Origin of the sequence: Geomonas sp. (assembly GCF_035254065.1) — a bacterium.
Classification (GTDB): Bacteria; Desulfobacterota; Desulfuromonadia; order Geobacterales; family Geobacteraceae; genus Geomonas.
In genome coordinates this window covers 1-18,594 of the sequence record NZ_DATFBA010000098.1, presented here as the reverse complement: position 1 = coordinate 18,594, position 18,594 = coordinate 1, and the positions used below count along the sequence as shown (strand labels likewise).

Annotated in this window: 16 protein-coding genes and 1 pseudogene; 14 read left to right on the top strand and 3 right to left on the bottom strand. The window is 62.1% G+C overall.

What is annotated here, in order from left to right; translation table 11 throughout:
• Positions 1 to 203 precede the first annotated feature (203 nt).
• The 7 genes from cbiE to cobD all read left to right on the top strand — a co-directional run bounded on the left by cbiE (position 204) and on the right by cobD (position 9,216).
• Positions 204 to 1,421 (top strand): precorrin-6y C5,15-methyltransferase (decarboxylating) subunit CbiE, encoded by a 1,218-nt coding sequence (gene cbiE / locus VJ604_RS05160; RefSeq protein ID WP_324080308.1) that lies wholly within the window; start codon positions 204 to 206, stop codon positions 1,419 to 1,421.
• Entirely contained in the window at positions 1,421 to 2,131 is a 711-nt protein-coding gene (gene cobI, locus VJ604_RS05155; RefSeq protein ID WP_324080307.1) for a precorrin-2 C(20)-methyltransferase, read from the top strand. Before cbiE ends, cobI begins: the two co-directional genes overlap by 1 nt.
• 97 nt (positions 2,132 to 2,228) lie before the next feature.
• Complete coding sequence (cobM, locus tag VJ604_RS05150; RefSeq protein ID WP_324080306.1) at positions 2,229 to 3,017, top strand: precorrin-4 C(11)-methyltransferase; 789 nt, start codon at positions 2,229 to 2,231, stop codon at positions 3,015 to 3,017.
• A 221-nt stretch (positions 3,018 to 3,238) separates the two neighbouring features.
• Positions 3,239 to 4,453 (top strand): cobalt-precorrin 5A hydrolase, encoded by a 1,215-nt coding sequence (locus VJ604_RS05145; RefSeq protein WP_324080305.1) that lies wholly within the window; start codon positions 3,239 to 3,241, stop codon positions 4,451 to 4,453.
• A gap of 145 nt (positions 4,454 to 4,598) precedes the next feature.
• Positions 4,599 to 6,929, top strand: a complete 2,331-nt coding sequence (locus VJ604_RS05140; protein ID WP_324080304.1) for a cobyric acid synthase — start codon at positions 4,599 to 4,601, stop codon at positions 6,927 to 6,929.
• A gap of 212 nt (positions 6,930 to 7,141) precedes the next feature.
• Entirely contained in the window at positions 7,142 to 8,098 is a 957-nt protein-coding gene (gene cbiB, locus VJ604_RS05135; protein WP_324080303.1) for an adenosylcobinamide-phosphate synthase CbiB, read from the top strand.
• 11 nt (positions 8,099 to 8,109) lie between these two features.
• Positions 8,110 to 9,216 (top strand): threonine-phosphate decarboxylase CobD, encoded by a 1,107-nt coding sequence (cobD, locus tag VJ604_RS05130; protein WP_324080302.1) that lies wholly within the window; start codon positions 8,110 to 8,112, stop codon positions 9,214 to 9,216.
• 45 nt (positions 9,217 to 9,261) lie between these two features.
• On the opposite strand, the gene VJ604_RS05125 is transcribed toward cobD, so the two are convergent.
• Positions 9,262 to 9,990, bottom strand: a complete 729-nt coding sequence (locus tag VJ604_RS05125; protein ID WP_324080301.1) for a PilZ-like domain-containing protein — start codon at positions 9,988 to 9,990, stop codon at positions 9,262 to 9,264.
• Between the two features lie 263 nt (positions 9,991 to 10,253).
• On the opposite strand from VJ604_RS05125, the gene VJ604_RS05120 reads away from it, so the two are divergent.
• The 4 genes and pseudogenes from VJ604_RS05120 to VJ604_RS05105 form a co-directional block, all read left to right on the top strand.
• Complete coding sequence (locus VJ604_RS05120) at positions 10,254 to 10,688, top strand: Fur family transcriptional regulator (protein WP_324080300.1); 435 nt, start codon at positions 10,254 to 10,256, stop codon at positions 10,686 to 10,688.
• On the top strand, positions 10,685 to 11,461 hold the full coding sequence (locus VJ604_RS05115) for a metal ABC transporter ATP-binding protein (protein WP_324080299.1): 777 nt from the start codon (positions 10,685 to 10,687) through the stop codon (positions 11,459 to 11,461). The genes VJ604_RS05120 and VJ604_RS05115 overlap by 4 nt, the downstream gene beginning before the upstream one ends.
• 53 nt (positions 11,462 to 11,514) lie before the next feature.
• Positions 11,515 to 12,339 carry a metal ABC transporter permease gene (locus tag VJ604_RS05110; protein ID WP_324080298.1) on the top strand — a complete coding sequence of 275 codons (825 nt, stop codon included), beginning with the start codon at positions 11,515 to 11,517 and terminating at the stop codon, positions 12,337 to 12,339.
• A gap of 120 nt (positions 12,340 to 12,459) precedes the next feature.
• Positions 12,460 to 13,488: pseudogene (locus VJ604_RS05105) on the top strand (GGDEF domain-containing protein); the annotation flags it as partial.
• A gap of 45 nt (positions 13,489 to 13,533) precedes the next feature.
• Here the strand turns inward: VJ604_RS05105 and VJ604_RS05100 are convergent.
• Both VJ604_RS05100 and VJ604_RS05095 read right to left on the bottom strand, forming a co-directional pair.
• Positions 13,534 to 14,952: a phospholipase D-like domain-containing protein gene (locus VJ604_RS05100; protein ID WP_414652393.1), complete on the bottom strand. Its 1,419-nt coding sequence runs from the start codon at positions 14,950 to 14,952 to the stop codon at positions 13,534 to 13,536.
• A gap of 303 nt (positions 14,953 to 15,255) precedes the next feature.
• Positions 15,256 to 15,813, bottom strand: a complete 558-nt coding sequence (locus VJ604_RS05095) for a thioredoxin fold domain-containing protein (RefSeq protein ID WP_324080296.1) — start codon at positions 15,811 to 15,813, stop codon at positions 15,256 to 15,258.
• 150 nt (positions 15,814 to 15,963) lie between these two features.
• Here VJ604_RS05095 and rsmB point away from each other — a divergent pair, with 150 nt between their 5' ends.
• The 3 genes from rsmB to VJ604_RS05080 all read left to right on the top strand — a co-directional run.
• Positions 15,964 to 17,325 carry a 16S rRNA (cytosine(967)-C(5))-methyltransferase RsmB gene (gene rsmB, locus VJ604_RS05090; protein ID WP_324080295.1) on the top strand — a complete coding sequence of 454 codons (1,362 nt, stop codon included), beginning with the start codon at positions 15,964 to 15,966 and terminating at the stop codon, positions 17,323 to 17,325.
• Entirely contained in the window at positions 17,322 to 17,987 is a 666-nt protein-coding gene (gene rpe / locus VJ604_RS05085) for a ribulose-phosphate 3-epimerase (RefSeq protein WP_324080294.1), read from the top strand. The genes rsmB and rpe overlap by 4 nt, the downstream gene beginning before the upstream one ends.
• A gap of 20 nt (positions 17,988 to 18,007) precedes the next feature.
• On the top strand, positions 18,008 to 18,594 hold a 587-nt coding region (locus VJ604_RS05080; protein WP_324080293.1), incomplete at its 3' end, for an NUDIX hydrolase.

Genomic DNA, 18,594 nt, shown 5'->3' with positions numbered 1-18,594 from the left:
AAAGTCACGAGCAATCCCCCCTGTCCCCCCTTTATCAAGGGGGGAACGCAGCAGCGGGAGTTCATCTCTTCTGAAACGGTTCCCCCGTAACGTCCCCTCCCCTTCAAGGGGAAGCCTGCCCGCCGTAGCCTTGGCGAAGGCGGGGGACAGGGTGAGGATGGGGTTTCGAGGGCGGTTGAAAAAGAAAGGTCCAAGGAGCGGCTATGTCAGCACAGAAGATCTATTTGGTCGGCGCCGGGATTGAGGGTTGGGAAGGCTTCGGCAAGCAGGCGCTGGAGGTGATCGACAGCGCGCAGGTCTTGATCGGCCACAAGCGCCTGCTGGACATCTTCCCTGATTTCAAAGGGGAAAAACGGCTGCTCGGGGATCTATCCGAGCTGGTGGAATACCTGAAAAACACCGACCAGCGGACCGTGGTGCTTGGTTCCGGCGACCCTAACTTCTTCGGCGTCGCCCGGTTCCTGCTCAGGAACCTCCCCAAGGAGCGGATCGAGATCCATCCCAACGTCACCAGCGTCCAGTACGCCTTTGCCCGCATCAAGGAGCCGTGGGACGACGCCACCTTCGTCTCGGTGCACGGCCGGGGGATCAAGCCGGCGCTGGACCGCATCATCGCCTCCGAAAAGATCGCCATCCTCACCGACAGCGTCAACACCCCCGCGGTGATTGCCAGGGAGCTTATCCGCCGTGGCGCCGAAGGGTACGAGGCGTGGGTCTGCGAGGACCTGGGCCTTCCCGGTGAAAAGTTCACCAAGACCGACGTCAGGGGGCTCGCCGAGCTCTCCTGCTCCCCGCTCAATATCCTGATCTTGATCAAGACCTGGGAGCCGAACCTGCGGAATTACCCGATGATCGGCATCCGGGATGACGAGTTCTCCTCCGCCAAGAAGCTGATCACCAAGGAAGAGGTGCGCGCGGTAACGCTCGGTAAGCTCCAGTTGCAGGACGACCTGGTGATGTGGGATATCGGCGCCGGCAGCGGCTCGGTCAGCATCGAGGCCGGCAACCTGATGCCCAACGGGCGCATCTTCGCTCTGGAGAAGAACCCCCAGTACCTGAGCTTCCTCAAGGACAACCTCACCAAGTTCGTGGCCAAGAACGTGGTCGTCATCGAGGCGTACGCGCCCGAAGGGATCGAGGAACTTCCCGATCCCGACCGCGTCTTCATCGGCGGTTCCGGCGGCATGCTGGAAGAGATCATCGAGGCGGTCGACAAGCGGTTGAAGCCGGAAGGTTTCATCGTGATCAACGCCGTCACCCTCGACACCCTGACCAAGTCGGTGGAGTTCCTGGAAGACCACGGCTACACCGTCGAGGTCACCTGCGTCAACATCTCCAAGACCCGCTCACTCACCGAGTACAAGATGTTCGCCGCCCATAACCCCGTCTATGTGATCACCGCCTGGAAGGGGGAGGAGTAGTGGCAGCAATTTACGCCGTAGGCGTGGGGCCGGGCGATCCGGAGCTGTTGACCAGGAAGGCGGAGCGGATTCTCAGGAGCGTTGACGTCATCTGCGCTCCGACCGGCGCGGCGGAGGCGGCCAGCTACGCACTCTCGATCGTAGAAGAGTTCATCGACCGCAGCAGACAGGAAGTGCTGGTCCAGGTTTTCCCGATGGTGAAGGACCAGCAGGGGCTGGACCCGTTCTGGGAGCAGGCGGCCGACCAGGTCGCCGAGCGCGTGGCCGCAGGCAAAGACGTAGCTTTCATCACCATTGGCGACCCCTTCCTCTATTCCACCTATCTCTACATCCATAGGATCCTGCTCGCCAAATATCCCGATATCAAGATCGAGGTAATCCCCGGCATCTCCAGCATCCTGGCCTCTTCGGCGATCTCGAACACTCCGCTTGGCCTGGCTAAGGAGCGGATCGCCATACTTCCAGCGACCTATGAGAATGCTGAGCTGAAGCGGACACTGGAGGAATTCGACACCGTCATCCTGATGAAGGTGAACCGGGTTTTCGACCGGGTCTATGCCGTGCTGAAGGAACTCGGCCTGGAAAAGCGGGCCGCCTTCGTGAGACGGGTCGGCTCAAGCGAGGAGGAGGTTCATTTCGATCTGGCAGCCCTCCTCGGCAAGAAGCTCGATTATCTCTCCATGCTGATCGTCAGGAAGAACGAGCTCTAGCCCCTCAGCCCAACGCCACGAGCAGCGCACCCATCTCCCCTTACGTCCCCTCCCCTTCAAGGGGAGGGCCAGGGTGAGGATGGGGTAAAGGAACCGTGTGAACCCAGCCGCAACGAAAGTTTCTTTTGTCGGAGCCGGACCCGGCGACGCCGAACTGATCACCGTGAAAGGTGCCCGTCTGCTGCGTGAGGCCGATGTCGTGGTCTATGCGGGAAGCCTGGTCGACCTCGAACTGGTGAAGACCTATGCAGGCGATGCCAGGATCTACGATTCGGCGGCGATGAACCTGGAGGAGACCACTTCCGTGTTGGCACAGTCGGCCCTGGACGGTCTCAAGGTGGTCCGCCTGCACACCGGCGATCCCTCCATTTACGGTGCGATCCAGGAGCAGATGGAGGAATTGGACCGGCTGGGGATCGAGTACGAGGTGGTGCCTGGAGTGACCAGCGCCTTCGCGGCCGCCGCCACCTTGAAGCAGGAGTTGACACTTCCCGAAGTGTCGCAGACGGTGATCATCACGAGGCTGGCGGGGAGGACCCCGGTGCCGGATCGGGAGAAACTGGCCGAGATCGCCCGGCTAGGTGCCACGCTGGTTATCTACCTTTCCGTCTCCATGATCGAGAAAGTGGTGGAGGAGTTGCTCTCCGGGGCGTACCAGCCGGAGACCCCCGTCGCTGTAGTCGCCAAGGCATCCTGGCCGGACGAGCAGGTGGTGGCTGGACAGCTCTCCGACATCGCCGCCAAGGTCAGGGACGCCGGGATCACCAAGCAGGCACTGATCGTGGTGGGAGACGTTCTCAACGCACGCGCCGAAGGGATGCGGGCGAAGTCTCTGCTTTACGACAAAGGATTCACCCACGGTTGCCGGAAAGGGATCATCACCTGACGGAAGGCTTTTTCCCCTCGCCCCTTTAGGGGACAAGGGTGCCCGAAGGGCGGGTGAGGGCTTTCGGCGCCTCCAACTCTGCCCGCATAAGAGCCTTTTCCGTGATGCCCGCTTCCCTCACCCCGACCCTCTCCCGGAGGGAGAGGGAGGTTTGTTGGTGAGAGCTGTGACTAGATAAGAAGGCTGCTTAACTCGGTAGCCTGGTCAGGTTGATCAGATTTATGCGCGTAGCCATCATCGCCATAACCGCAAACGGTGCCCGTATCGGAACCTCCTTGGCCCGATCCACCTCTGACAGCTCCCTGTTCGTCTTAGAAAAGCACGCCAGCGCCTCGACTCTCCCTCCCCTACAGAAAGCAGTTCCTATAACGTCCTCTCCCCTTCAAGGGGAAGCTTGCCCGCCGGAGCCTTTAGGCGAAGGTGGGGGACAGGGTGAGGATGGGGTACCTGTACACTCCTTTTCCTGTCCCCTACGCGAACTGGTTGCAGAGCTCTGGCCCACCTTCGGCGGATTCATCTTCATCATGGCGACCGGCATCGTGGTCCGCACCATCGCCCCCTTGCTGATCTCCAAAGACAAGGACCCCGCGGTAGTGGTGGTGGACGATGCCGGTACCTTTGCCGTATCGCTGCTCTCCGGACATCTCGGTGGCGCCAATGCGCTCGCTAGGCGCTGCGCGGAGTTGACCGGCGGCACTCCTGTCATCACCACGGCGACCGATGCCAACGACCTTCCCTCCTTCGACATGCTCGCGAAGGAGTGTGGCTGGCAGATCGAGGACCTTTCACGGGTAAAGGTCCTGAACTCAATGCTGCTGGAAGGGAAGGAAATAGCGGTGGTGGATCATGGTGGTGCCGCGGAGAGGTATTGTGCGGGAAAGGGATCCCTTTCCTTCTATCCTGACCTTGAGAGTGCCTTTCAGAGCGGTGCAAGCGGCTATCTCGTTATCACCAACCGGACGGTCCCGGCTAACGACGTGTCGGACCGGGTCCTCGTGCTGTGTCCCTTGAACCTCTGCCTGGGGATCGGCTGCAACCGGGGGACCTCGGCCCAAGAGCTCGAATCGGTGGTGACGGCAAACCTTGAGCGCCTGTCGCTTTCCCTAAAGAGCGTGCAATGTATCGCGACCGCTAACGCGAAGCAGGATGAGGCCGGTTTGCTGGCATTTGCGGAGAAGATGGGGGTTCCAATTCGCACCTTCACCAGCGAGGAGTTGAATGACGTCGGCGTTCCGTCCCCTCCCTCCGAGCATGCCTTTGCGGCCATAGGAGCCAAGGGTGTGGCGGAGCCCGCGGCGGTGTTGGCGTCTGGCGGCGGCAGGCTCCTGCTGCACAAGGTGAAGGACGGCAATGTGACGCTGGCGATTGCGGAAACACCCCCATCCTCACCCTGTCCCTCCTTGAAGGGGAGGGGACGTGGTAGCGCGCCGCTTTAGGTACATCGTGCACCGCTGATGAGGTACATTGTGCACCATTGATGACTTCCGCTTACATCTCATAATTCTCTCCTGCCGACTCTCCCTCCCCTTCAAGGGGAGGGTAGGGGTGAGGATGGGGTTACGACTTTTGATGAGGTTTTGAATGTCCAAGCTGTTCGTAGTAGGTATCGGTCCCGGTGGCCTCAACCACATGACTTTCGAGGCTCGTGAAGCCATCGATAAGGCTGATGTGGTGGTCGGTTACAAGACCTATCTCGATTTCATAGAGCCTCTTCTCGCCGCCAAGGAGGTCGTCTCCTCGGGCATGATGCGGGAGGTGGAGCGCTGCACCCAGGCTTTGGATATCGCGGCTGCAGGGAAAGTGGTCGCCCTCGTTTCCAGTGGTGACTCCGGCATCTACGGCATGGCGGGGCTCGCCCTTGAACTCGCTGAGATCCGGGCGGAGGGGACTGCAAATGCTTGCTGCGGCGTGGAGATCGTCGTGGTCCCCGGTGTGTCCGCGGTCCAGGCGGCCGCCTCCGTGCTCGGCGCGCCGCTCATGCACGATTTCGCGGTGATCTCCCTTTCCGACCTGATGACCCCGCTCGACACCATCAGGAAGAGGCTGAGGGCTGCGGCTGAGGCGGATTTCGTGGTGGCGCTCTACAATCCGCGCAGCAAGGGGCGTGTCACCCAGATCGAGGAGGCTGCCGAGATCCTGATCGCCGCTCGCGGTACTGAGGTCCCGGTCGGCATCGTCCGGAATGCTTGCAGGGACGGCGAGGACCGGATCGTCACCACCTTGGGCGAGATGCTCTCCCATCCCATCGACATGTTCTCCATCGTCATCATCGGAAACTCCTCCACCCGGATTTCCGGCGACGGTCGCATCATCACCCCACGCGGCTACGAGAAAAAGCGCGGCGCTGTCAAGAGCGCCGGTGACGGCTTAGCCGCTGCCGGTGCGGCCACCCGTGATCCTCGTTCCTTGATGTTTTGCGGCACCGGTTCCGATGTCGGCAAATCCGTGATAACCGCTGGTTTCTGCCGAATCCTGAAACGCCGAGGAATCTCCGTTGCACCTTTCAAGTCGCAGAATATGGCACTCAATTCGGCCGTGACACCTGAGGGGGGCGAGATCGGGCGAGCTCAGGGCGTGCAGGCTGAAGCGTGCGGCATCCCCCCTCACACCGACATGAACCCGGTCCTGTTGAAGCCCAACTCCGATACCGGCAGCCAGGTGATCGTGCAGGGGCGGGTGGTCCGTAACATGGGGGTGAAGGAGTATAACGGCTATAAGCAGGAGGCGTTCCTGAAGGTGAGGGAGAGCTTCCAGCGCCTCAAAGAGAAGTACTCCTTCATCGTGATGGAAGGGGCGGGGAGCATTGCCGAGATAAACCTGCGCGCTCATGACATTGCCAACCTGAAAGCGGCCGAGATGGCGGGGGCTCCTGTCATCCTGATCGCCGATATCGACCGCGGCGGTGTGTTCGCCCAGATCGTCGGCACCATCGAATTGCTGACGCCTGAGGAAAAAGCGATGGTGAAGGGTGTCATTATCAACAAGTTCCGCGGCGACGTTTCCCTACTTAAGTCCGGGATTGAGTTGGTCGAGGAGCGGACCGGCGTTCCGGTGTTGGGAGTCCTCCCCTGGTATAAGGGGCCGTCTCTGCCGGAAGAGGACAGCGTCGCCCTGCAGAGGAAACCTGCTGCATCTGGATCGGCCGGCGAAGCGAAGCTGCGGGTCGGCGTGGTCCGCCTGCCGAGGATTTCCAACTACACTGACTTCAACGCACTAGAGGCGGAGCCGGACGTCGCCCTTACTTATCTCGAATCGCCGCAGGCCATCGAATCGCTGGACCTGCTGGTGCTGCCGGGCACCAAGTCCACCCTTGCCGATCTCCAGTTTCTGGAGGAGAACGGGTTCGCCGACGCCATCAGGAGTTTTGACCGGCAGGTCGCCGGTATTTGCGGCGGCTTCCAGATGCTCGGGAAAGTGGTGCTCGATCCGCACCGGGTAGAATCGGGCATCGCCGAGATGCCGGGGCTGGGGCTTCTGGATGTGGAAACGACCATGCTGGAGATCAAGCAGACCCACCTTGTCGAGGCCACCCTGCTGGCTGCGGGACAGGAGATCGCGCCGGAGTCCCCGGCCACCATCACCGGATACGAGATTCACATGGGCGACACGGTAGCCGGCTCCGGCGTACGTCCCTTCGCCAGGATAGAGACTCGTTCAGGCGGCGAGGCCGGCATCGTTGATGGAGCAGTCTCCAAGGACGGAAGGGTGATGGGGACCTATCTGCACGGCGTCTTCGACAACCACTCCTTCCGGACCGCTTTCCTGAACAGGATTCGGCGGGCGAAAGGGCTGCCGGAGCGGGAAGCCGCCGCCCCGACGGTCGATCCCTTCGATGCGCTGGCCGCCCATATGGAGAAACACCTGGACATGGAGCGGATCTTCCAGATCTGCGGCCCGACGATCACAGGGTAGGCGGACCGGGAGGACTTTCCTTACCTGATCAGCTCGACCAACTCTCCCTCCCCCTGTGGTAGGGGTGAGGGAAGCCTCGCATCTTGTGAATCCTTGTCTCTTGGTGGAACCTTCCCTCACCCCAGCCCTCTCCCGGAGGGCGAGGGGGGAGTTGGCAGAGGGTGAAAGAGTTAGTGCAGCATCTCTAGTTGGGATAGGGAAAGCAGGTATTGATGGAGTACGTCCCAAAAGATATCGCCATCGTTGTGGCGGCGGTCGTCCTTGACCTGGTGCTGGGCGACCCGCGGGCGCTGCCTCATCCCGTTGTGGCCATCGGGCGGCTGATCTCCCTTCTGGAAGGGGTACTACGCAGACTGTGCGTGAACCTTCGCCTGGCTGGCGTCATCCTGCTCGTCACCACTGTCGGAATAACCTATGCCGTGGCGGCAGTTGTCTTGAAAGCCGCCTATGCCGTCTCGACGGAAGCCGGCTTTGTCGTGAGCGTGTACATCGCCTGGGTCTGCCTTGCCGCCCGCTCTCTGCACCTGGAGTCGGCCAAGGTGGTGAAGGCGCTTCGGGGAGGCGATCTCCCCGCTGCCCGCACCGCACTTTCCTACATCGTGGGACGGGAAACCGCCCAGTTGGATGAGCCGGAGGTAGTCAGGGGAGCGGTGGAGACCGTGGCGGAGAACACCGGTGACGGGGTGATCGCCCCTTTGTTCTACCTGATGATCGGCGGTCCGCCGCTGGCCATAGCCTACAAGGCCGTCAACACGCTGGATTCGATGGTCGGCTACAAGAACGACCGTTATCTCGAACTTGGCTGGGCCTCGGCCCGCTTCGACGATCTCGCCAATTTCATTCCGGCGCGACTGACCGCCCTGCTGATGGTCCTCGCCTCACCCATCTGCGCCTTGAGCGCCGGCGGCGCCTGGCGGATCATGCGGCGGGACTGCCGTAATCATTCCTCGCCCAACAGCGGTTTCCCCGAAGCGGCTGCCGCGGGTGCGCTCGGCGTGCGACTCGGGGGAGCCAACCGGTATTTCGGGAAGCTGGTGGAAAAGCCGACCATCGGTGACGCCACGCTTCCTCTCTCGGTAGATGCCTATCAAGGCGTGGTGAGGCTGATGTACTGCAGCGAGATTCTGCTGGTAGTTGGATGGCTGGCTGCTCGATTAGCGCTGAAGTAAAGGATCCTGTGATGTCCACCTCTCACGAACATGGAGGCAACGTCTTTGCCGTCGCCAGGTCGCTCGGCCTGCCTCCGGAGAAGATCGTCGACTTCTCCGCCAGCATAAACCCCCTCGGCATGGCTCCGGGAGTCCCGGCAGCCTTAGCCGGTTGCCTTGACCGCCTGCTCCATTATCCGGACAAGGGGGCCGCTGAACTCAAGGAGGCCCTCGCGGCCTACCACGGGGTGAGCCCGCAAGAGATAGCGGTGGCGAACGGCTCCACCGAGCTGATCCACCTGTTGCCGCGCGTCGTCGCAGGGATGGGAGGAGGGCGCAAGGGGCTCATCGTCGCACCGGCCTTTGCCGAATATGCAATGGCTCTCGTGCGGGCCGGTTGGCAGATCGACTACTTCACCCTGGACCGCCGGGACAACTTTTCGCTCCAGCTTCCGGCTCTGAAAGAGAAGTTGAGCAAGGGGTACGACCTCCTCTTCATCTGCAATCCCGGTAACCCGACGGGGACGCTGATTCCCAAGCCGCTGGTCGCGGAGATCGTCCAGCTTTGCGGTGAGAGCGGGACCTTTCTCGCTCTGGACGAGGCGTTCATCGACTTCTGTGAGGAGGAGTCTGCCAAGGATCTGGTTCGTGGCTTGGAAAGGGGGGTGGTGCTGCGGTCGATGACCAAATTCTTCGCCATTCCGGGGCTGCGGCTGGGGTTCGCCTTGGGAGCGCCCGGCACCATTGAAGCCATCGCCTCCCTGCAGGACCCCTGGAGCGTCAATACGGCAGCCCAGGTGGCCGGCATCGCATCCCTGCAGGACGAGGTCTACTGCACCCGCACCCGAAACTACGTCAGCGCGGAACGGCAGTTCCTGATGGACTCCCTTGCCGGCATTTCCGGACTCAAGGTGTACCCTGCCCGGGCCAACTATCTCCTGGTCGAGCTATTGAACGGGATGAAGGCGCCGGAATTGCGCGCAGAACTGCTGAAGAAGGGGGTGCTGATCCGGGATTGCAGCAACTTCCACGGATTGGATGACAGGTTCTTTCGGGTGGCGGTCAGACTGAGGGAGGAAAATGAGCTGCTGCTGGAAAACCTGGGGAAGGCCCTTTCCACAGGAGACTCGCTTCTCTGAGTCACGGTCCCCTGTGGTCGAGGAGTTTTCTGGCCAAGGGAAGATTTAGGCGGAGCAGGATTTCAGCTGTTGCCTGCACAGCCTGATCCTGTTGATCTCCTCGCTGCACACATACCGCACGATGGCGTCGCGATCCCGTTCGTTGATGTGCATCAGGCTGAGGCCGGCGCTGACCAGGACGCCATCCTCGCTTTCGATTATCTCGCTATAGACCACCTGGGCGACCACCGGGACGATCTTCGGCTCCGCCAGCGGCAGATGGAAGGTCGCGTAGACGATGTCGCCCACCGTCATTGCCATCTCGGTCTCCGTCCGCAGCCCGCCTCCGCTCAGGTTCACGATGCGGGGAAGGCCGTTTTTCCCCCCCATGGAAAGCCCACCGAAACCGTTCTCCTCCGCCGTGCCGGCGGTGACGTTGAAGAGCACTACCGGCAGATCGGTCCCCAACCGGAAGAATTCCCTGGTGTCCTGCGGCACCACGGGACCCGCAAAGCTCGCCATCAACTCCGCGCCGGGAGGCTCCTCGATAATGGAAAGCTCACAGCTGTAGCCGTAACCGATTCCCCCCACCCTTACCGCCAGCGAGACATCCGGCTGCAGGAGTGCCCCCTCGGGCAGGTTCTCCCGCGTCAGTCGCAGCGAGATCCGGTTTTCCTCCACCGCGGTCACCACGGCACCGTCGTTGAGCACCTTGCCGTCTCGCTGCGACAATTCCACCATCGCCCGCTGGCCCGGATGAAAATAGTCCCGATAGTTGAAGGTTTCGTTTTCCATAACACGCCCCGTATTGGAGATTCTAAATAGTCTGCGCCAGCCGCCGACGAATGCAAGCCGGCCGGGCATTTTTCAGTGCAGGTGCCGAATTATTATAATGAAATGGACAGAGAAGCAAGGGGTTTGCTTTGAGTAAAGCCGATTCGCCCGCTAAGCCCCTCATCTCAATGTGATTTTTGTCCGCAGCCGATGGCGCTTTAGAGCTTGACTTTGCGGCGCGGGTCGCTATCCTAAAACGAAATGATTTCTATTTAGGAGACGCCATGGATCAGGGTCACGCGTTGGCTCTCAAAGAAGCGGGCATGAAAGCTACTCCAAAGAGGCTGGCCATCCTCGCCATGCTGGACGGGGAACCCGCCTACGCCAGTCCCGAGGAACTGTGGAAACGGCTGCGTGAACAGTTCGACCGGCTCGGTTTGCCTACCGTCTACCGCAATCTGGAGGAGTTGGCCGAAAGCGGCGTCATCTCCAAGGTCATCCACCCGAACCGGCAGCTCTACTACTATTTCTGCCGCAATCGCGAACATCACCATCACTTCGTTTGCCTCTCCTGCCGCCGGGTCGAGGACATCCCCTCCTGCGGGATCGAGTCGCTGGAGCGGGAAGTGACCCAGAAAAACGGCGGCAGGGTATTGTCCCACATCCTGCAGTTGAACGGCCTCTGTGGCGGCTGTGCCGGGAAGGGAGCTGCCCAATGAGCCGACCGGAAGCACAAGGGGGAGCAGGGTCCGCCCTGGTCATCAAGAACCTCTCCGCGGGGTACCATGGCACCGAGGTGCTGAAGGACATCAGCTTCAGCGTGAACTCCGGCGATTACATCGGCATCTGCGGTCCTAACGGCTCCGGGAAGAGCACGCTGGTCAAGATCATCCTGGGGCTGCTCCCCCCGCAGCGGGGAGAGGTGTCCCTGCTGGGCACCCCGCAGCCGCTTTTCAGGGATTGGCAGCGGATCGGCTACCTTCCTCAAGGTCTGCAGTTCTTCAACCCCCACTTCCCCGCCACGGTGGACGAGGTGATCCGGCTGGGGAGGCTGTCCAGCAAGAAGTTCCCCAAACGCTTTAACCGCGAGGACATGCTCGCCGTGGAACGGACCATGGAGTGGATGGGGATCTCTCACATCAGGGGGAGCATGATCGGAGAGCTTTCCGGGGGGCTCAGGCAGCGGGTGCTTTTGGCAAGGGCGCTGGTGAACGAGCCGGAACTGCTGGTCATGGATGAGCCGACCACCGCGCTCGACCCGGAGACCCGCGAGAGCTTCTACCGCCTGATCTTCGAGATGAACCAGGAGAGGAGGTCGACCGTGTTGCTGGTTACCCACGACACCGCCACCATCGGCAAGTACGCCTCGCACCTGTTGTACCTGGACAAGGAGATCATCTTCTACGGCAGCTTCGACGAGTTCTGCAACTCGACGGAGATGACCGGCTTCTTCGGAGCCCACGGGCAGCACCTGGTCTGCCACCGGCATTAATAACTGCAGGGAGTGGGATGAGGGGCGAGCCCCTGCCTTTACGAGGTCTTTTAATGAATCTGGCTGAAATGCTTTCCTATAGCTTCATGCAGAGGGCGCTGGTCGGCGGGTCGCTGATCGCCATCCTCTGCTCGGTGCTCGGCATCTTCCTGGTGCTGCGCCGGCTCTCCCTGATCGGCGACGGCCTGGCCCACGTCACCTTCGGCAGCGTGGCGATCGCGCTCTTTTTCAGGCTCTACTCCTTCTACATGACCCTGGCCATCATCCCGGTCGTGCTGGCGAGCGCATTGGGCATCCTGAAACTCGCCCAGAGGGCGCGCATCTATGGCGACGCCGCGATCGGCATAGTCTCCGCCATCGGCATCGCGATGGGGGTCATGCTGGCCAGCGTCTCCGGCGGCTTCAACGTCGACCTCTTCAGCTACCTTTTCGGCAACATCCTCTCCATCAGCCGCAACGAACTGGTGATCGCCGCCATTCTCTTCGCCATCGTCCTCACCGGGGTCGGCATCTTCTACAACGACCTCTTCGCCAGCACCTTCGATGAGGAACTGGCCAAGTCCTCCGGCATCGACACCGACAGGATCAATGCCATCCTGGTCCTGTTGACCGCCCTGACCGTGGTGCTCGCCATGAAGGTGGTCGGTATCATGCTGATCTCCGCCCTGCTGATCCTCCCCGCGGCCTCGGCGCTGCAGCTCTCCAAGGGGTTCCGGACCGCACTACTCAGCGCCGCCTGCATCGGGGTCTGCACCGTCATCCTGGGGATAACCGTCTCCTTCCATCTCAACCTCCCGACCGGCGCCACCATCGTGCTGATCAACTTCGCCACCTTCCTCGTCTGCTTCGCCGCCAGGACTCTGCTCCGTCGGCGCTAGAGGCCTCTTGAGGCACGCCTGGGCATTATTTCGCGAATCGCCATCAACTTCGACCCGATTCGGCCGATGAGTAGTTAAGGCAGGTCTCCTGCCGACGAACTACGTCAAGGCGGAATCGCGATGATCGAATTCAAGGGGTGGGTTTGCAGCGGAGCCAGCGAAAGGCATGCCGGATACGACAAGATCACCGGCCTGCTCAGCTGGATCCTTATCGTTCTGGTTGCCCTGTACCTGAATGTCTTCACCGGTTTGCAGCATGACAACGCGATGCTGCTTGATGTCACCTGCCTCGCCCTTTTCTGCTACCGGGCCATCATCGGCCGCTTTTTCCCCGGCATGCACCTGCGCCTCAAGGGGGTGCTGGATGTCACCTTGCTGCTCTTCTTCGTCTCCATCGCCTGCTGGTGCACCGGCAAGATCAACAGCCCCTTTCTCTGCGTCTATTACCTGGTGCTGATGATCAGCGCGTTCAGCCTGGGGAGGCGCATCACCCATGCCCTGGCGGCCGGTTCGGTCCTCGCATTTCTGGGGATGGCCCTGGCCGAGCCGTCTGCGCCGGCGGCCATCGGCGTGGCCGGCAGGGTCGTCGCGCTGCTCCCCTTCGTGCTGTCCGCGGACCTGGCGGCGCTCCTCTCCGGTGAGGCGGAAAAGGAGCGGGCCGAGGTCGAGCGGCTGTCGCTCACCGACGACCTGACCCAGCTCAACAACATGCGGAGCTTCGACAACCTCGCCCGCCAGCAGGAGAAGCTCTCCAGGCGTTACCGGAGGCCGTACGCGATCTGCATGCTGGACGCCGACAACCTCAAGGAGATCAACGACCGTTTCGGCCACCTTGCCGGCACCGAGCTGATCAAATGGACGGCCAGGATCATCGGCGAGAACACCAGGGAATGCGACATCGCCGCCCGCTTTGGCGGCGACGAGTTCATCATCATGTTCGAGGGGCACGACAAGGAGATGATCCGCTCGGCGGTGGAGAGGATCGTGCTGGTGATGTCGGTGAGCCCCTTCACCTTCGAGGGGCACCAGGTGCAAGCCACCCTCTCGGCCGGCATCGCCTCCTATCCGGCCGACGGCGAGGAACTGCGGAACGTGATCATGAAGGCGGACAAGGCGATGTACCTCAGCAAGCGGCGGGGGAAAAACAGGGTGACTCTCAGCCAGGACGAGGGGGCCAGGAAGGGAAGGGTGATGCTACAGGTAGGGGGAGAACAGCTTCGCGGCTCCGTCCCTCAGTTTCACCGGAAGACTACGTCCGTCCACCTCAGCGAGGGTGATTTCGCGGGAAGAGGCGAGGGCAATGGCACATCTGTCTTCAAGGACTCGGGCAAAAGCTAGGTCGTAGACCTCCAGGCCGAACTCGAAGTTGAGCCTGAGGCTTCTGGGGTCGAGATTGGCGCTGCCGATCAGGCTCCAGCTCCAGTCAACCACCATGAACTTGGTATGCACGAAGGGGGCGGGCTGCGCGAAGACGCGGACCCGGTACTGCAGGAGCTCCCACAGGTAGGAGCGGCTGGCCCAGTGCACGAAGGGGAGGTTGTTGACGTCCGGCAGCACCAGCACGATCTCCACCCCTCGCAGTGCCGCGGTGATCAGCGCGGAGATGATCGGACGGTCCGGGATGAAGTAGGGGGTGACGATGGTGACCCGCTTCCTGGCACAGGAGACCGCTCCCAGGATGATCCAGTTCAGCTTCCGGAACGACTTGTCCGGCCCGTCGCTTACGGCACGCACCAGTGCGTTGCCAGCCGGAGGCAACGGCGGGAAGTAGCGCTGGCCCGGCAGCTGGGCCCCGGTGATAAACCACCAGTCGTCCAGGAAGGTCCGTTGCAGGTCCGCCACTACCGGCCCGGTGACCCGGAAGTGGAGGTCCTTCACCACCGGCGGTCTGCCGGTGATCATGTGTCGCCCCCCGATGTTCATCCCCCCCGTGAACCCCACCTTGCCGTCCACCACCAGGATCTTGCGGTGATTTCTCAGGTTCAGGTAGCCGCCGGGCCTAAGCGGCAGGAACCTGCGGAACTGAACGGCCGTTCCCTTCAAGAGCTCCCGGGCGGTCGGCCGGGAATACTTCTCACCCAGGCTGTCCACGATCACCCGCACCTCGACACCCCGGTCTGCCGCCAGCGACAGCGCCTGCACGAAACGTCTGCCGGTATCGTCCCCGTCGAAGATGTAGGTGGAAAGATGTACCGAGGAGGTGGCCGCTTCGATGGCGGCCAGCATGGAGGGATAGGCTTCCTCCCCGTTCTCCAGGGGGAACAGTGCGTTGGCGGGGCGCAGGTCCCTGCTGACCACCCGGTCGGAGAGGCTGCGCAGTTCGTTGAGATAGCTCAGTTCGACCGGGAGCGGCGGCGAGATCTCGATCCGTTGGCGGGGAGGGTGGTTGGGGGCCGGTCTTCCCTTGCGGTGCCAGCGCCTGGCCCGGCTGTAGATCCGGTTGACTCCCATCACCCAGTAGAAAAACGGCCCCAGCAGGGGGACGGCCAGGCAGGTGACGATCCAACCCAGCGCTGAGCGGGGGTCGCGCTTGTTGATGAGCGCGTGCCCGGCCGACAACAGCCCCAGAGCGGTCAGGGAAACGATTAAGAGAGCCTGGAAGACGTGGTCCAAGCGCACCTCCGGGGATCACATTGCAAACACCCCCATCCTCATCCTGTCCTTCTCCCCTCCTTCGCCAAGGCTCCGGCGGGCAGCTTTGAAGGAGAAGGGACCCTAACGGAAACGCTATACCTGGTTGGGCAAGCATCCCGGCGTCTTCTGCCATGCATCCCCCACCAGGTCCCCTCCCCTTCAAGGGGAGGGACAGGGTGAGGATGGGTTTCAGGGAAAGAGCGGGGGCGTGATCGACACACAGAAAAGGGGCGGCAAAAAGTGCCGCCCCCTCTGGAATTGTCCTACGCCGCGACAGCGCCCCTAGAGAAGGGAGAACGGCTGAGCCCGTTTTGCCCAATCGGAGTCGGGGTACTGGCCGGACAACTGCTGGTAGCACTCCTTGAGCACCGCGGCGGACTGGGTCGACTTGAAGCGCGACACGCCGCGCAGGTAAACGGCCTCCGGTGCGGCGGCGCTCTCGGGATAGCCGTTCAACAGGGTGTTCAGCTGCAGCACCGCTTCGTTGTACTGGCCGTTGTCGAGGGCGCTCTTGCCGATCCCCAACAGCAGCGAGGCGACCATCTCCTCGGCGGGCATGAAGCCGATCGTGCGCTGGTGCTCCCTGCCATAGAAGTCGAGCACCATCACGGTGGGGGTCCAGACCACCCGGAAGTCGGCGGCCAGCGTGCTGGTGGTGGTTGCCTGCATAGGGATCATCCGGTCGGTGAGGAAGTTTTGCACCGCCAAGTCGTTGAAGGTGACAGATTCCATCTGCTGGCAGCCGATGCATTGAGGGCTGAAGAACTCGAGCATGATGCACTTTTGTTCCGCCTTTCCCCTTGCCAGCGCGTTCGCTATTTCTGTTTCCCAGGCTATCATGGCTATCCTCCACATGGGCCTTTTACAATAATAAAATGGTAGCCTCGCTTTTAACCTTGTCAAGTGCCCTAACCCTTGCAGTTTTGGGCGAAATGCTTATAATGAAAAAACTTCGCACCCCCACTTATCCACCGCCGAAAGGATGTTTTCTTGTCGACCAGAAATCCGCGCCGCGCCGCTTTTGACATACTGCTCCGCATCGAGAAGGAGAGGTCCTTCGCGGACATCCTGATCGATCACGAACTCTCCAAGGGGATGATAACCGGGGCCGACCGCGGGCTCTTGACCGAGCTGGTCTACGGCGTGCTCCGCAGGCAGGCGACGCTGGACCACATCATGGGGCAGTTCTCCAAGCAGAGGGTGGAGAAGCTCGAGCTTTTCGTCCGCCTGCTCCTCAGGCTCGGGCTCTACCAGATGTTCTACCTGGACCGGGTACCGGTCTCCGCCGCTGTCAACGAGACCGTCAACCTCGCCAAGGAGCTGGCGCCTCGGGCTTCAGGCTTCATCAACGCCATCCTGCGCAACGCCGACCGCGGGCGCGACCGGATCACCTATCCGGATCGGACTGCAAGCCCGGTCCAGTACCTCTCCGTGCGCTACTCCCACCCGGCCTGGCTGGTCGCCCAGTGGTGCGAGCAGCTCGGGGTGGATGATGCCGAGGCCCTGGCGGCCGTCATGGCGGAGCCGCCCCCCCTGACGGTGAGGACCAACACCCTGCGCATCACCCGCAGCTCCCTGATGGAGAGGCTGGGAAGCGAAGGACTTGCCTGCAGCGAGACCTCCTGGTCGGCGGACGGGATTCGCCTGAACCATTCCGGCGCCATCACCCGCCTTGCCTCCTTCCAGGAGGGGCTCTTCACCGTGCAGGACGAATCCTCACAGCTCGCGCCGCTCTTCCTGCAGCCGGGGAGTGGAGAACGGGTGCTGGACGCCTGCGCGGCCCCGGGCGGCAAGACGACCCAGCTGGCGCAGCTCATGGGGGACCAGGGGGAGATCTTCGCCTGCGACGTCAGCAACAAGAAGCTCCGTATGATCAAGGAGACCTGCGAGCGGCTGGGGATCACCTCGGTGCGCACCTTCGCCATGGACGCCACCGCTCCCTCCAACGCCATCAAGGAGGTCACTTTCCAGAAGATCCTGGTCGACGCCCCCTGCTCCGGCCTGGGGGTGATCCGCCGCAACCCGGAAGGGAAGTGGTGGAAGTCGGCCGCCGACCTCCCCCCGCTGGCGGCCACCCAGTTCGCCATCCTGGAAAACCTCTCCGGCTACCTGGAGACCGGCGGGACGCTGCTCTACGCGACCTGCTCCACCACCAGGCAGGAGAACGAAGAGGTGGTCGACCGGTTCCTGGTGCGGCACCCGGAGTTCGTCATCGAGGATCTGCGCGCCCTGTTCCCGAATCTTTCCCCGCTCTTCACCGAGCGCGGTTTCTTTAGAAGCTGGCCCCACCGCGACGGCATGGACGGCTTCTTCGCGGCACGTCTCAAGAAAATCACCCAGGAGAACCCATGAAAAAGATAGCCCCTTCCATTCTTTCCGCCGACTTCTCCCGGCTCGGGGAAGAGATCGCCGCCATCGAGGCGGCTGGTGCCGACTACGTGCATATCGACGTGATGGACGGGCACTTCGTCCCCAACATCACCATCGGCCCGCTGGTCGTGGAGGCCGCCCGCCGGGTGACCAAGCTTCCGCTCGACGTGCACCTGATGATCGAGAACCCCGACCTCTACGTCCCTTCCTTCGCGGAGGCGGGCGCCGATATCATCGTGGTCCATGCCGAGGCCTCCATTCATCTGCACCGCACCGTGCAGCTGATCAAGTCGCTGGGCAAGCGCGCCGGCGTCTCCCTCAACCCGGCCACGCCGCTGAACCATCTGGACTACATCCTCGAGGAACTCGATCTCGTGCTGCTGATGACGGTCAACCCCGGCTTCGGCGGGCAGTCCTTCATCGAGGCCTGCATCCCTAAGATCCAGGCGCTGAGGGCCATGCTGGACAAGCGCGGACTGGAGGCAGAACTGGAGGTGGACGGCGGAGTTAAGACCGACAACATCGCGCGCATCGCCCATGCCGGCGCCGATGTCTTCGTGGCGGGGAGTGCCGTGTTCGGGAGCAAGGATTACGCGGCCACCATCGCCGAGATGAAGAAGCGGGCCAAGGAGCCGGTCCTCTGACGGGAGGAAATCGCAATAAGGTGGAGTTGGCGGGCGATCCGGAACAGCTGAAGGAGAGGCTCAGGACGGCCCTTGCTTCCCGCAAGCGGGTGCCGATCGAGCAGGGCGCGGTGCAGGCTGCGGTGCTGCTGCCGCTGTTCATAAAGGACGGCGAGTTCCACCTGCTGTTCACCAAGAGGACCCCGCACCTCACCCACCACAGCGGGGAGATCTCCTTCCCCGGCGGCGTGAGGGAGCCCGGCGACCGCGACAGCGCGGCCACCGCGTTGCGGGAGGCGTGGGAGGAGGTCGGCATCGCGCCGGAAGACGTGGAGGTCCTGGGCGAGCTGGACGATACCCTTTCCATCCACAACTACCGGGTCACCCCGGTGGTGGGCGTCTTTCCGGAGGGATACCAGCTGACCGTGAACGACGACGAGATCGAGCGGCTGATCGAGGTTCCCCTCACCTTTTTCTACAACACCGATGTCTACCGGATAGAGCGTTGGGAGAGAGAGGGGCGGACCATCCCCGTCCATTTTTACACCCACGGCAGGGATGAGATTTGGGGGCTGACGGGGAGGATCATGAAGCAGTTCCTGGACGTGCTGAACGGAACGGAGCCGCC

What these genes read in the sequence shown, in the direction of transcription:
- cbiE (WP_324080308.1), top strand. Translation starts at nt 204, where the DNA reads ATGTCAGCACAGAAGATCTATTTGGTCGGCGCCGGGATTGAGGGTTGG.
- VJ604_RS05145 (WP_324080305.1), top strand. Translation starts at nt 3,239, where the DNA reads ATGCGCGTAGCCATCATCGCCATAACCGCAAACGGTGCCCGTATCGGA.
- VJ604_RS05140 (WP_324080304.1), top strand. Translation starts at nt 4,599, where the DNA reads ATGTCCAAGCTGTTCGTAGTAGGTATCGGTCCCGGTGGCCTCAACCAC.
- cbiB (WP_324080303.1), top strand. Translation starts at nt 7,142, where the DNA reads ATGGAGTACGTCCCAAAAGATATCGCCATCGTTGTGGCGGCGGTCGTC.
- cobD (WP_324080302.1), top strand. Translation starts at nt 8,110, where the DNA reads ATGTCCACCTCTCACGAACATGGAGGCAACGTCTTTGCCGTCGCCAGG.
- VJ604_RS05125 (WP_324080301.1), bottom strand. Translation starts at nt 9,990, where the DNA reads ATGGAAAACGAAACCTTCAACTATCGGGACTATTTTCATCCGGGCCAG.
- VJ604_RS05120 (WP_324080300.1), top strand. Translation starts at nt 10,254, where the DNA reads ATGGATCAGGGTCACGCGTTGGCTCTCAAAGAAGCGGGCATGAAAGCT.
- VJ604_RS05115 (WP_324080299.1), top strand. Translation starts at nt 10,685, where the DNA reads ATGAGCCGACCGGAAGCACAAGGGGGAGCAGGGTCCGCCCTGGTCATC.
- VJ604_RS05110 (WP_324080298.1), top strand. Translation starts at nt 11,515, where the DNA reads ATGAATCTGGCTGAAATGCTTTCCTATAGCTTCATGCAGAGGGCGCTG.
- VJ604_RS05095 (WP_324080296.1), bottom strand. Translation starts at nt 15,813, where the DNA reads ATGATAGCCTGGGAAACAGAAATAGCGAACGCGCTGGCAAGGGGAAAG.
- rpe (WP_324080294.1), top strand. Translation starts at nt 17,322, where the DNA reads ATGAAAAAGATAGCCCCTTCCATTCTTTCCGCCGACTTCTCCCGGCTC.